This is a genomic window from Rhodococcus sp. NPDC060176, assembly GCF_042728675.1.
Taxonomy (GTDB): Bacteria; Actinomycetota; Actinomycetes; order Mycobacteriales; family Mycobacteriaceae; genus Rhodococcus_F.
This window is the reverse complement of the sequence record NZ_JBHWYS010000001.1, coordinates 432,062-444,968: the sequence shown is the minus strand read 5'-3', so window position 1 is coordinate 444,968 and position 12,907 is coordinate 432,062. Positions and strand designations below refer to the sequence as shown.

Sequence of the window (12,907 nt, the reverse complement as noted above, 5' to 3'; positions counted from 1 at the left end):
ACTCCTGATCTCGGACGTCGGGCATTCGCCAAGGTAAATCGCCCACGGCCGAGTGAGAACACACCCTCCCGATCAGTGGTCTGTTTTGTAGCGAGAGTCGTGAGAAACGAGAAGGGAGACCACACCTCGTTGTGTGGTCTCCCTTTTCGATTCGGTTCAGCCGATCAGGTTTCAGCTCCTACTGCGAGCATCTACCTTGTCGTCGTCGTCATCACGATCGCCGGCCGCGAGCTCGATGCCCGAAGCCTCTGTCTCGGCTTCACTGCCTGCCTTCCCGAGCTCGACCGGAGTGTCACCGGGCGCAACCTCTTCTGCCTCAGGCTCTTGCGGTAGCGGTTTCTTGAGGCTCAGGATGATCGAGCCTGCCAACACCACGATGATCACCGCGAGGCTGACCAGTGAGGGAATCTCGGGGATCGACGTGCTGATCACCTTGTGGCTGGCCTGCATGATCAGCTTCACGCCGATGAAGGCGAGGATGATCGACAGACCCTTGGAAAGGTAGTGGAACTTCTCAAGCAGACCCGAGAGCAGGAAGTACAGGGCACGCAGTCCCAAGATCGCAAACGCGTTGCTGGAGTACACGATGAACGGATCGTCACTCACTGCCAGCACTGCCGGGACACTGTCGACTGCGAACACGAGGTCGGCAGCTTCGATGGCGACGACGACGGCGAACAGCGGTGTTGCGACGCGCTTTCCGGCTTCCTTGACGAAGAACTTGGTTCCGGCGTATTCCTCACGGACCGGCATGATCTTGCGCAGCAGGCGAACTGCCAGCGAGGTTCCCGGATCGAAGCTCTCGTCGTCATCCTTGAGCAGCTTGTACGCGCTGTAGAGCAGGATGGCGGCGAAGACGAACAGCACGGCCGTGAACTTGCTGACCACGGCAACGCCGGCGGCGAGGAAAATACCGCGGAAGATCAGCGCGCCGATGACACCGAAGAACAGCACACGGTGCTGGTACTCACGGGGCACCTTGAAGTAACCGAAGATCAGGGCGAACACAAAGAGGTTGTCGACGGAGAGGCTCTTCTCCAACAGCCAGGCCGTGGTGAATTCGACGCCCGAGTTCACCCCCAAGGTCAGGGTGACAACCACCGCGAACACGAGAGACAAACCGACCCAGAGTGCACTCCACCAGGCCGCTTCCTTGAAGCCGATGACGTGCGCGCCGCGGTGGGCGAGCAGGTCGATGAGCAACATGACGACGATGACTGCGGCGAACGCGGCCCACGCCCACATGGGAACGTTCATCGCTGACCACCTACCCGAATGGCACTGATGACTGCGGTCACGGGGAGCTCCTTCACTGGGTTCGGACGGCCGTCTCGCCGTCTTCTCCAGTGTTCCTTGCCGACTTCTATCCATCCCTGTCGAAATATCGACGACTTTTAGACCTGAAGTTGCCGATACCCTGCAATCTGAGGGTGTTGCGGCCGAAACCGCCGTTGGAAGGCATCTTGTTCTAGCCTGGCAAGCATGAGCACCTCGTTGTACTACTCCGCCGTCCGCACTACACCGCTGACCGACGACGAGAAGGCCGAAGTCGACCGACTCATCGCCGTCCACAACGACGAATTTCCGTTCGACTACGAGGTCCTGGACCTCTACCCGTCGGATATCCCCAACACTCTGCTCAACGGTTCGACCAAGATCTCGAGCGATCCGACCGAGGTAATTCCTTCGCTCGTCTACTGGTTCAACGCTCTGACCGAGCTTCGCAGAGCAGTGCCGGACGCAGACTGGGACGTTTCACTCGACGACACCCCTGCCGATTGGGATGACAACTCCGGCTACTCGCTCCCCGGCCTCGACGACATGCAATAACGAATCACCCGGCGGGCAAGACGCTGACCCCGTAGCTCTCCAGCGCGATGAGCGCCAACTCCGTCGGCAGGCGCCGATCGTCCACGCTGCGACCTAGTAGCTTTTCGGCCTGATCGAGTCGATACCGCACAGTGTTCTTGTGCAGGCCGAGCGCCGCGGCCGTAGCCGCTGCAGTGCAATTGTTCTCGTAATAGACCCGGACGGTGTCACGGATACGCGTCGTGACGCTGTCCGTGCCGGCCAGGCCTTTCAGTTCCCGAGCCACCAACGCACGCAGTTCGCCCAGATCTTCGGTAAGCAGACAGGGAACCTGAACGTCCTCGTAGACGGTGACGGGCGAAGAACCCGTCGAGCGGACTGCGACGCGCTGCGCGGCGAGCGCCTCGCGATGACTGCGAGCGAATCCCTCCATTCCGTAACCGCTGGCCCCCACTGCGACACGAAGATCCGCATTCCGAGCATGATCGAGCGACGCCCACTCCAGGTGGCCGAAATGCGCGACCCACGACCACACCTCGCGCGCACCCGAAGGTAGCGTCAGCACACGCTCGCCGTTCGACTCGCCCACCAAGGAACGTGCATACGAGTCCAATCGCGCCAATACGTCTGCAGCCGGGTCGGTGTCGTCCGTCCAGAGAACAAATGCAGTGTGGTGGCGCCGCATCGGGTAATCGAGAATCTGCGAAACCTCTTCGGAGTGAAGAGCTCGCCGGCGACGATCGCGTGAACGGTCTCGGATCGACGCGCAAAAGCGCCGCGCGCCAGGCTCTCCCGCTCCTTCGCATATGTGGCCACCAACAATTCGGTGGTCACCTCCAGCCATCGCATCGCCGAACCCCACACCCGAACGAGAAGTGCGCGTTTGAGTTCCGGACCGATCGGGAGTGCCTCGATCGACTCGTCGACGAAACCCAGCATCGCGAGGCGTCCGGCGCCGTAGATCTTGAGCAGGACTCGAAGATCCATTCCGCGCCTGGCAACGGTGAGCGCAAGCGCAACCGACTCCGCCGGCGGCGTGACCTCCTGGGAACCACCCGCGATCGCGGCCACGATGACGCGGAGCTGCGCCGCGGTGCTTGCATCCACATCGCGTCGCAGCTCCCTGTCCGCTGCGACTTCCGGATTGGCCATGGCAATGGCGTCGTCGATGCGTTGGACGAAACCGTCGATCACCTCCGGCTGGAGATAGATGGGGGCGAGATTTGCAATCCAGCCGTCCAACTCCGATGTGTCCATATCCGTCTCCCCGATTCGTGGCCCCAATTGTGACTTTGTCACAAACCTAGCGTTCGAGTTCGGGCATCAAGCCCTAGTAACCCGGCTTCGGCTGGTCCACAATCACATCTCACTGCAGTTTCACGGCGCTGCAGATTTACCTCACTGCAACCCCATCCCCTATCTTTGGAGACGCTGGAGCAAATGAACAAGCCTTTCGACGGTCAGGTAGTGGTCATCACCGGCGGCGCCCGAGGCATCGGATACGCCACCGCGAAGCGGCTCATCAGCCTCGGTGCGACGGTCGCGATCGTCGACATCGACGAAGGCACTTTGATGCAGGCGGCGCAGGATTTGGGCATCCGCACGTTCGGCCGCCTCGACGTCACCGATCCCGCATCGTTCTTCGACTTCCTCGACACCGTCGAAGGTGAACTCGGCCCGATCGACGTACTGGTCAACAATGCGGGCATCATGCCGGTCGGCCGGATCGTCGACGAGGACGACACCGTGACCAGGCGCATCATCGAGATCGACGTCCTCGGGGTGATCACGGGAACCAAGCTCGCATTGCGACGGATGCTGCCGCGGGGGCGCGGACACGTCATCAACATCGCTTCGCTTGCCGGCGAACTCCCCTGCCCGGGTTTGTCGACCTACTGCGGCGCCAAGCATGCAGTCTTGGGATTCACCGATTCGGTCCGCAAGGAAGTTCGTGGCACCGGAGTGCACGTCTCGGCCGTATTGCCGACGCTCACCAACACCCAACTCACCTCGGGCACTTCGGGAATGAAGGGATTCCGCGAGGTTCAGCCGGAAGAAATCGCCGAAGCCATCGTCGGACTGATCACCAAACCTCGACCACGCGTGCGCATTACGCGAGCATCCGGACTACTCGTCCAGGCGCAAGGGTTCTTCCCCCGGCGACCGTACGAGGCATTGAGCCGCCTGTTCGGCGTCGAGACGCAGTTTCTCGGCGACGTCGACACCGCGGCACGTGCCGCCTACGAGGAGCGTGCCCGCGCAAGCTGATCAGGTCAGCTCGGTGGCAGGCCAATCGAGCAGCTTCGCGCCCAGCACAGCTGCGTGCAGCGCGAAGCTGTCGTTGGGGTCGTTGACGTTCTGGCCGGTAAGTTCGCGGATGCGGTCCAAGCGGTACGTCACCGCACGGACGGACAGATGCAGGTCTCGGGCGGTCTTCGCCGTGTTGCCGCCGGCGGAGAAGTACGCAAGCAAGGTGTCGATCATCGGCCCAGCGCCGCCGCGTGCCTCGAGCAGCGGCGTGAGAAGCGTCTGGATCAGGTCGGTGACCGCTGGTCTGTCGTTGACCAGAACCCGGTAGACCAGCAGATCGCGAGCGTCGATGATCGGTGCGTTCAACGACAGTCGCTGCGCCAGGTCGAGTGCGTCGAGTGCCTCCCGGTACGACGCCACCACGCCCGAAGCGGTGGCGCGCGGGCGCCCGACCGCGATCTGCCAAGTGCCGTCCAATACGCGTCGCTGCAACTGCACTCGCCCGTCGTTATCGGTTACGGCGCCTGTCCCCGGTCCGAGAGCCGACCGAATCCCGGCCAGCACGTGGTCGACGGCATCGCGATCCGGCGCGGCGAAAACGACGACCAGTTTGCCGCTCTTGCTGGCAACCAGCGCGTCGGCGTCACCTTTGCTGCCCAGAACGGCACGTTCGACAGCTCGCACCAAAGGGTTGTCGTCGGTGAACTCGCGGGCTGCGGTCACTACTGCGACGGCATGCGGACCACTGAGGTGGAGACCGAATCCTGAAGCGCGACCCAACAATCCGACGACGTCGGCGCCGCCGGTCAACAAGTCATCGACGAACTCACGGCGTGCCGATACCTGCGAACGGACCAGAGATCGCCTGGCCAGCTGAAATCCTTCGGCCAGTTCGGCCACGGCATCGTCGACGGCGCGGAGCATGACTTCGCCGGCCGCCACGACGGCATTCGGATCCGATTGCGCCGCAACAACAGCGGGAAGCTCACGCCACAGACGCCAGGCCGACGAGAGGTACAGATCGAGCAGCGCTCTCAGGGCCACACCCTGCTGCGCTGCTTCTTCACCGCGGGCACGGAAACGGTGCAACTGACGACGCTGCAGCGGTTTCCCGTCACAGACAGCGTCGCTGAGCACGTCGAGGAAGTCGCCCAGCAGATCGACGGGTAGGCCACCGGCGTCGTCGGCCCCTGCCGCCGCGACCCGGCGTATGGCGTCGTCAGGTACCCCGGTTCGGCTCACCCTCGCATTCTCTCACTGTGCGCGGCCTTGCTTGGCGTCAGGAAAGCCGCATCGAGCCCGTGTCGATGTAGCGCTGATGGAACGAGAATGCCTCGCCCAGGAGGTGCGGAGTCTGCCCGGCACCCGGTTGAGCGTCGGCGCGAGCGATGTAATCGTGAAGGAGTGGCCGGAACTCCGGGTGAGCACACTTGTCGACGATCAGGCGTGCGCGGCGCCGCGGCGACAAACCGCGCAGATCAGCCAACCCCTGCTCGGTGACCAAGACCTGAGTGTCGTGCTCGGTGTGGTCGACGTGCGGAACCATCGGCACGATCGCCGAGATCTCGCCGCCGCGGGCCGTCGACGGACTCAGGAACATGGACACGTAGCCGTTGCGGGCGAAGTCCCCCGAACCGCCGATTCCGTTCATGATCTTCGTCCCCATGACGTGCGTCGAGTTCACGTTGCCGTAGATGTCGGCCTCGAGCATCCCGTTCATGGCGATGATTCCAAGTCTGCGCACCACCTCGGGGTGGTTGCTGATCTCCTGCGGACGGAGCGTGATGTGGTTGCGGTAGAAGTCGATGTTCGCAGTCAGTTCCTCGATGCCTTCGTCGGTGAGCGCCAAAGCCGTCGACGACGCATGCGCGACGGTGCCGTCCTTGATCAGCTTCAGCATCCCGTCCTGGATGACCTCGGAGTAGCAGGTCAACCCGCGATACGGCCCGCGATCGAGACCTCCGAGCACCGCGTTGGCGACATTGCCGATGCCCGCCTGCAGCGGAAGCAACGTATCGGCCGGCATCCGTCCGGCGCGCACCTCGAAGTCGAAGAATTCCAGTACGTGCCCGGCGATCGCCTCGCTGACGGCGTCGGGCGCAGAGAGCGGACTCGCGCTGTCTCGGCAGTTGGTCTCGACAACGGCCACCACCTTGGCCGGGTCCACCCGGAACGTGGTCTGGCCGATCCGGTCCTCGACGCGGATGATCTGGAGCGGCTTGCGATGCGGCGGCAACGCCGTGCCGTAATAGACGTCGTGAATACCCTCCATCGCCTCGGGCACCCAGGAGTTGACCTCGAGGATGACCTTGTCGGCGACGTCGAGCCACGTCTTGTTGTTGCCGATCGACGCGGAGGGAATCAGTTCACCCGATTCGGTGATACCGGCGACCTCGACCACCGCGACGTCGACATTGCCGTAGTAGCCCTCCCACACCTGCTGAGCCACGTGGGAGAGATGGATGTCGACGTAGTCCATGCGACCGTCATTGATCCGGCGACGTGCGGTGGCCTCGGACTGATACGGCATACGCAGTGCGATTCCGTCGACTTCGGCGAGCAGCCTTTCGGTCTCGGTGGACACCGAAGCACCGGTCAGGAGATTGATCGTGAAGTTCGATCCGTTGCCGCGGGTCTGGTGAATACGCTCGGCCAGGGCCGGGATGACGACCTTGGGCGTACCGGCGCTTGCGAAACCGCTGATCGCGACAGTGTCATCCGGATTGATGAACTTCACGGCGTCGGATGCGGACATCACCTTCGACGCAAAGGCTGTGGCGCGGATGCGGTTGGAGATAGCTTTGTGTCCGGTCTCACCGAGGGTTGAACTCACGCCATCAGGATAAACACGGCACGTCGAAGCGATTTACGGGGATAACCCAGACAGAATCGCCCCGACGTGCTATGTGCTCCGACGTGCTGTGTGCTCCGATCAGCTGACGACGCCGTACACGCCTTCGCCGACCAAGCTCGCGATCCGATACTTCTGGATCTTGCCCGAGCCTGTCAGTGGGAATGCTTCCGCGCTGAACCATTCCTTGGGTGCCTTGTGGCGCGCTAGTCGTTCGTTGCAGAACTCGATCAGTTCGGCGGCAGTCGGTTGATCGGACTCGTCCTTCCAGCGGATGACGGCAACCACGCGCTCACCCCACACCTCGTCGGGAACACCGACGACCGCCACATCGAGGATCTTCGGATGCGTAAAAATTACGGACTCGACCTCACGCGGATAGATATTCTCCCCGCCGCGGATGATCATGTCCTTGAGGCGTCCGGTGACCCGGACGTATCCACGTTGATCCATCGTCCCCAAGTCGCCGGTATGCAACCACCCGTCCTTGTCCACGGTCGCGGTCGAGGCCTCTGGATTGCGGAAGTACTCGGTCATGACGAGGTACCCGCGAGCGCAGATCTCACCTTGTTCGCCGAGCGGAACGCTGTCCCCGGTCACGACGTCGGAGATCTTCACCTCGACCTGTGGCAACGCGAGGCCGACCGTCTCCGACTTGTCTTCGGGGGTGTCGGCCGGACTGGTCTGCGTGATCACGGGACTGGCTTCGGTTTGTCCGTAGACGATGCTGAATCCCGCACCGAATGCCGACTCCACCGTGCTGACGAGTTCGGGCGGTACCGACGATCCACCGGATACGACCACTGAGCACGCCGAGAAATCGCGGCTGGCGAAGGTCGCGTCGTTAATCATGGCGATCAGCATCGTCGGTACTCCACTGACGACGTCGGCGTGAAAGCGTTCTGCCGCATCGAGAACCGCAACCGGATCGAAGTACTGGATCAGGCCTATGGACATTCTTCGCTGTGCGGCACCGAGAACCAGGATGCCGCATCCGGCCGTGTGGAACAGTGGCATGGCCGAGACGACCGAACCCCGTTCGGGGAATTGACCTCTCCGGCTGACGAAATCGGCGTTATTGACCAAACCTCGGTGATGCAGCAATGCACCCTTGGGCACACCGGTGGTTCCCGACGTGTACTGAATCTGCGCATTGTCATCGGGAGAGACTTCCGGCAGAGCGCCCCGCTCGCCGGTCCAACCTCGAACCTGACGATCCCAGTCTTCGAAGTTGACTGCCAGAACCTCCTCTCCCGCAATCGAAATTGCCTCGGACGCCACCGCCGCCATGTCACCGCCGCGGAACTTTCCGGTGTGGAAGAGCCCGCGGGACTGGGACTGCGACAAGACGTACGCCAGTTCCTCCGCACCCAACGCCGGATTGGCAGTCACCAGAACCATTCCGGCGAGCGCGGCGCCGTATTGCAGGATCATCCACTCCGGAACGTTCGGAGCCCAGACGGTGATCCGGTCTCCGCGATCGAACTGGGACAAGAGGTAGTGAGCACACCCCTCCGCTTCGTCCAGCAGTTGCGCGAAGGTCCACGTACGATCGGTTTGGGCGGCCCCGGACAACGAATATGATTGCGCCGGAACTACTTCTCTGATTGCAACCAGATTCGGTGAGTCCGCGGCGCACTCTCGCAGCAGCCCGCCCACGGTTTGTTCCGCAATCGGGTCCGACACGTCAGCGGGGAAGTACGACGTTTCGAGAACACTGCTCATCTCACATCCACTTTCTATCGAGGAGGGGTGTCGGACGCGGGGAGCGGCCCGCCTCCGTCTGGAATCTTGCGCCCGGAATCGCGATATTGCACCGCGGCATGAAATCCGTCGCGCTCGGCAAAATCCTTGAACCAGCGCCCTTCCGGTGAGTGACGCGTGATTCCGTCGAACAGGGTTGCCAGCACCTGAGTGCCCTGCAGCCCCATATTGTCGTACGCCTGATTGATCATCATCTTCTGCATAGCCAACTGATTGAGCGGGACACCGGCAATGCGATCCGCCAACGCTTCCACTGCTGAGTCCAATTCATCGGCCGGCACCGCTTCGAGTGCCAACCCCCAATCGGCTGCGGTGACACCGTCAATAGTGTCGCCAGTCAACAACATTCGCTTGGCCCGCTGGGCTCCCAGTCGATACACCCACATCGCCGTCGTCGGGCAACCCCAGACGCGCGCAGGCGGGTACCCGATGTGGGCGTCGTCGGCCATGATCAGCATGTCGCAGGACAGCGCGATGTCGCTCCCGCCGGCGATTGCGTAACCCTGAACCTTGCAGATCGTCGGCTTGAGTGATCGCCAGAGCGTGAAGAAGTCGTCGGTATTCTGCTTCATCCCCCGAAAGTCCTTGATGGGGTCCCATACCGGGCCCTGGTTCCACTTTCCGTCGAGGTCTCCTTCAGCGAACTTCTTGAGGTCGTACCCGGCGCAAAACGCCTTGCCGGCACCTTGCAAGATGATCACGCGAACATCGTCGTCGTCGTTGGCTGCTGCCACCGCATTTCGAATGTCCGACGGCATCACGTCATCGATCGCGTTGAGCCGATCGGGTCGGTTGAGCGTGATATACGCCTTACCGTCCGAGGTCTCGTACTTCAGGGTCGCAAAATCCGTCATCATCGGTCCTGTCGACAGAGCACACCTCGATCGGAACGAGTTGCGCTAGTTCTGGGTGAGGAGCAGGCGAACGACGCCTGCCCATTGACTGATCGAACGACGCGCAGAGGCGTCGCTCTTCTGCACTGCGCGGGACAGCGCCAAACCACGGAGCATCAGCACCGTCAGATCTGCAATCTGCGAATAGTTCTCGGAAGCAACAATTTCGGGACCGAAAGCGTCGTGGACAACACGCTGCAGATCCCGCCCGGCGACGCGCTCCGATTCTCGAAGTACCTCTGCCAGAACCGGATCCGTCCGAGCTGCGGACCACAGTTCGAGTTCCGCTTGAAACGGCGGCCGAGTCAACGCCGAATACAAAGCGGAGATCGAGTTCTCGATCGTGTCCACCGACGGATCCTGCCGAGACATCGCCGCTCTTACCGCCGCCTCGTTCCGCACGACGATGTTCGACACCAACGCCGCAGTCAACTCCTGCATGTTCGGAAAGTGGTGCAGCAGAGCGCCACGACTGACTCCGGCAGCGGTTTGCACCGACTGCGTCGTCAACGACGAATACCCGTCCGCGATCAATAAATCCGTTGCCGCGTCAAGAATTCGGTGGCGTGTCGCTTCGCGCTGCACATCACGCAGAGTCACGCTCACACCTCCAGCTTCTCGAGTGGCATGGCTCACAGTTTCACAGTCCATTTAGACTGTCAATAGGTCTCGGCTCCGCGCGTACGCTCGAGGAACCCGACCCGCATACAGGATGGAGCTTCGCGTGGAGACCACTCCGCCGACCGTCTCACTGACGCTCGATGAACTTGCCTCACGCGCCAATTCCCTGATCACCGACAACCGCCGGCACATCCTCGGCATCACGGGAGCGCCGGGAGCCGGAAAATCGACGGCGTCACAGGCTATTGCACGGAAACTGGGTTCTCGTTGCGCCGTCGTCGAGATGGACGGTTTTCATCTTGCCAATCAGGAACTCGACAAGCTGGGCAGGCGTGCACGCAAAGGCGCTCCGGACACCTTCGACGCCGGCGGATACGCGGCTCTACTGCGCCGGCTCCAAACCTCGGATGCCACCGTTTACGTCCCCGTCTTCGATCGCGAGATCGACGAATCAATCGGCAGTGCAACCTCCGTCGATCCACATACACCGTTGATCGTCACCGAAGGGAACTATCTTCTCCTACCGACCGGTGGGTGGCCTGAAGTGCGTGCGACACTCGACGAGGTCTGGTATCTGGACGTTCCGGAGGCGACTCGCACGGAACGCTTGGTGACACGCCACAGCCGCTTCGGAAAGAGTTCCGAAGCGGCTGCCGAGTGGGTGGAACGGGTGGATCAACCGAACGCCGACCTGATCAGGGCAGTCAGGTCACGCGCGGATCTGATCGTCGAGATCGTGCCTGCACCTTCTCGTCAACCAACTAAGCAACCTGCGTCACCCCGAAAATGACCGTCCGCGGGGATGAAGACCCAGTTCATGCAGGCTTGTCACCGACAATACATACGTTCGTATTTAATTTCATGGTTGAGGATCATGTCAATTGTTCTCCACGTTGAACCTCGACAGTTGCGCAGCAAATAGATTCAGCACGTTGGCGGTGATCCGCTCGGTAAAAGGATCGCGATTGATCAGTCCGTTCACCCATTCGGCAGAACCAGCGTTGAACACCGTCCCGCGACCTCGCCTGTGACAGGTGACCATTCCCGATCCGTACTCGAGATCACGAAGATGCTCAGGTGGATCACTCCCGTAAAAGCATTCGACGATTCCCCGCGCGGCCGCCAAGGGTGCACCGATCGGACTCGTTCCGTTCCATCTGTCCCGTGAACCGGCTACCGCCGGTGCCATCGCAATGATCTCCAAATCTTCGGGTGCACCGTCGACTCCGGTGGCGTACGGCTGACCCTTCCTGAACGTGTAGTCCACGCCGTCCATGGCAAAACCGGCAATACATTGAGAGTTTCCGAAGTTGTCGCCGTAATACAGATCGGTTCCGTTCAACGCCCAATGGTCAGGGCGATACACCGTGAAACCGCCGGAAGACCTGGGAGTTGTTGCGCCGTAACGGCTGTAGACGCCGGCCATACCGGTCGAACCCATAGTCCACGCACCTGGCCGGCTGATTTCGGGCGAATCCCACGCAGTCGTCACCCGCGTCGGGTCGACCTCACGAATCGGATCTTCGAAAGGGTCCCTGTAGCAGACCTGCGCCTCACCTTCGATGCGTATCTGCCACAGGAAGTTCCCGCCGAATCGCGCCAAACCACCTCCGCCTTCGACGAACGCGTCGATACGGTCACGCATTTCCCATGACCAGCACTCGTCGTGGCCGACGATGACGGCGCATGAATACCCTTGCAGTACTGAAGGATCCTCGTGCAGGTCATGCTGAGTGACGTGGTGTACAAGAAAGGCTTGCTCTTCCGCCCACACCGTGAAGGGGCGCTCGTACGTGGCCCAGAACGCGTCAGCGTGGTGGCGCGAGTAGCCGTTCACCCAGGCCCACTCGTACGGCGGGTGGCGCGGAATCCATCTAACTCCCGGCGTATCGGTATGGGTATTACGCGCTGCGCCTTCGGGTTTGCGCAACATACCTCGCGCAATGGGACGTTGCGTCGAGGAGATCGGTGTCGCCACGTCTCCGGAACCGTCCGGAACACCCCGGTATTGGTTTGCCCCACCCCAGTCGTTGTAGGCCAACATCGTGCTCGTCGTGTGAATGAGAACAAAGTCGGCGTGGTCGGCTTCACGCGCCTTGACTATGAAGAAACCCTCCCGTTCCACGACCACACCTTCATGGCGCATTCGGACCACGATCAAGTACATTCCCGACGCCCAGTTCGGGGCGACTGTGAAGGCAACGGATTCCGACCAATCGCAACCAACCGCATAGGCGTTGTCGGGCGTCGACTGTTGTTTTCCCGGGAGACCGAGGTACTTGACGATGCTCTGCGGACGCGCGCCGTCTCGCACCACCTCGAGGTCGTATTCGTCAGCGGTGGTGTGCACCCGAATGGAGACGGTGTCGCCGGCGAAATACGAGAACTTGTCTGCGTACACCCAGATCTCCGGCCCTCCCGGACTGATCCCCGGCCGTTCGACCAAACCACCGGGGACCGACCACGCGTATTCGCTCACGCCACAGGCCGCTCGATCGACGGGTCCAAGCCCGAGGGCGTGAAGCAGCCGTAGCGCGCCGTACCTGCAGGCATAGGTCCGCGGGCCGCAAACCGGACCGGGACGGCCGGCTGCGGCGGCGCGACAGTGACGCCATGGAAGACCGTATGCCCGCTGTCGACCGTTCCAGTCCAAATCCTCTGGATGGGCGAATACAAGGTGGGATCTTTGCCCACCTGCCGCGGGACGGTTCCGTCGATC

The 12,907-nt window shown here is 61.8% G+C and carries 11 protein-coding genes; 3 read left to right on the top strand and 8 right to left on the bottom strand.

Annotated elements, in window-relative coordinates; all coding sequences use genetic code 11:
• Nucleotides 1-171: 171 nt before the first annotated feature.
• Nucleotides 172-1,257, bottom strand: coding sequence for a TerC family protein (locus ACFWEM_RS02025; RefSeq protein WP_378530685.1), 1,086 nt, complete (start codon nucleotides 1,255-1,257; stop codon nucleotides 172-174).
• Between the two features lie 225 nt (nucleotides 1,258-1,482).
• Between ACFWEM_RS02025 and ACFWEM_RS02020 the strand changes: the two genes are divergently transcribed.
• Nucleotides 1,483-1,830, top strand: coding sequence for a hypothetical protein (locus ACFWEM_RS02020; RefSeq protein ID WP_182261544.1), 348 nt, complete (start codon nucleotides 1,483-1,485; stop codon nucleotides 1,828-1,830).
• A 4-nt stretch (nucleotides 1,831-1,834) separates the two neighbouring features.
• Here the strand turns inward: ACFWEM_RS02020 and ACFWEM_RS02015 are convergent, their stop codons facing one another.
• Nucleotides 1,835-2,494 carry a PucR family transcriptional regulator gene (locus ACFWEM_RS02015; RefSeq protein ID WP_378530683.1) on the bottom strand — a complete coding sequence of 220 codons (660 nt, stop codon included), beginning with the start codon at nucleotides 2,492-2,494 and terminating at the stop codon, nucleotides 1,835-1,837.
• 755 nt (nucleotides 2,495-3,249) lie between these two features.
• On the opposite strand from ACFWEM_RS02015, the gene ACFWEM_RS02010 reads away from it, so the two are divergent.
• Entirely contained in the window at nucleotides 3,250-4,077 is an 828-nt protein-coding gene (locus tag ACFWEM_RS02010) for an SDR family oxidoreductase (RefSeq protein ID WP_378530681.1), read from the top strand.
• On the opposite strand, the gene ACFWEM_RS02005 is transcribed toward ACFWEM_RS02010, so the two are convergent.
• From ACFWEM_RS02005 to ACFWEM_RS01985, 5 genes are all read right to left on the bottom strand, one after another.
• Complete coding sequence (locus ACFWEM_RS02005; protein ID WP_378530679.1) at nucleotides 4,078-5,301, bottom strand: PucR family transcriptional regulator; 1,224 nt, start codon at nucleotides 5,299-5,301, stop codon at nucleotides 4,078-4,080.
• Nucleotides 5,302-5,338: 37 nt separating this feature from the next.
• Nucleotides 5,339-6,892 (bottom strand): acetyl-CoA hydrolase/transferase family protein, encoded by a 1,554-nt coding sequence (locus tag ACFWEM_RS02000; protein ID WP_378530677.1) that lies wholly within the window; start codon nucleotides 6,890-6,892, stop codon nucleotides 5,339-5,341.
• Nucleotides 6,893-6,991: 99 nt separating this feature from the next.
• Entirely contained in the window at nucleotides 6,992-8,635 is a 1,644-nt protein-coding gene (locus ACFWEM_RS01995; RefSeq protein ID WP_378530675.1) for an AMP-binding protein, read from the bottom strand.
• Between the two features lie 14 nt (nucleotides 8,636-8,649).
• Nucleotides 8,650-9,528 carry a crotonase/enoyl-CoA hydratase family protein gene (locus ACFWEM_RS01990; RefSeq protein WP_378530673.1) on the bottom strand — a complete coding sequence of 293 codons (879 nt, stop codon included), beginning with the start codon at nucleotides 9,526-9,528 and terminating at the stop codon, nucleotides 8,650-8,652.
• Between the two features lie 45 nt (nucleotides 9,529-9,573).
• A complete protein-coding gene (locus tag ACFWEM_RS01985) occupies nucleotides 9,574-10,167 on the bottom strand; it encodes a TetR/AcrR family transcriptional regulator (protein WP_378530671.1) in 594 nt (197 codons plus the stop codon).
• A 124-nt stretch (nucleotides 10,168-10,291) separates the two neighbouring features.
• Here ACFWEM_RS01985 and ACFWEM_RS01980 point away from each other — a divergent pair, with 124 nt between their 5' ends.
• Nucleotides 10,292-10,978, top strand: coding sequence for a nucleoside/nucleotide kinase family protein (locus ACFWEM_RS01980; RefSeq protein ID WP_378530669.1), 687 nt, complete (start codon nucleotides 10,292-10,294; stop codon nucleotides 10,976-10,978).
• Between the two features lie 87 nt (nucleotides 10,979-11,065).
• Here the strand turns inward: ACFWEM_RS01980 and ACFWEM_RS01975 are convergent, their stop codons facing one another.
• Nucleotides 11,066-12,667: a N,N-dimethylformamidase beta subunit family domain-containing protein gene (locus tag ACFWEM_RS01975; protein WP_378530667.1), complete on the bottom strand. Its 1,602-nt coding sequence runs from the start codon at nucleotides 12,665-12,667 to the stop codon at nucleotides 11,066-11,068.
• Nucleotides 12,668-12,907 lie beyond the last annotated feature (240 nt).

Coding starts and splice junctions, on each gene's coding strand:
- ACFWEM_RS02025 (WP_378530685.1), bottom strand. CDS start 1,257: ATGAACGTTCCCATGTGGGCGTGGGCCGCGTTCGCCGCAGTCATCGTC.
- ACFWEM_RS01995 (WP_378530675.1), bottom strand. CDS start 8,635: ATGAGCAGTGTTCTCGAAACGTCGTACTTCCCCGCTGACGTGTCGGAC.
- ACFWEM_RS02010 (WP_378530681.1), top strand. CDS start 3,250: ATGAACAAGCCTTTCGACGGTCAGGTAGTGGTCATCACCGGCGGCGCC.
- ACFWEM_RS02020 (WP_182261544.1), top strand. CDS start 1,483: ATGAGCACCTCGTTGTACTACTCCGCCGTCCGCACTACACCGCTGACC.
- ACFWEM_RS02015 (WP_378530683.1), bottom strand. CDS start 2,494: ATGCGGCGCCACCACACTGCATTTGTTCTCTGGACGGACGACACCGAC.
- ACFWEM_RS01990 (WP_378530673.1), bottom strand. CDS start 9,528: ATGACGGATTTTGCGACCCTGAAGTACGAGACCTCGGACGGTAAGGCG.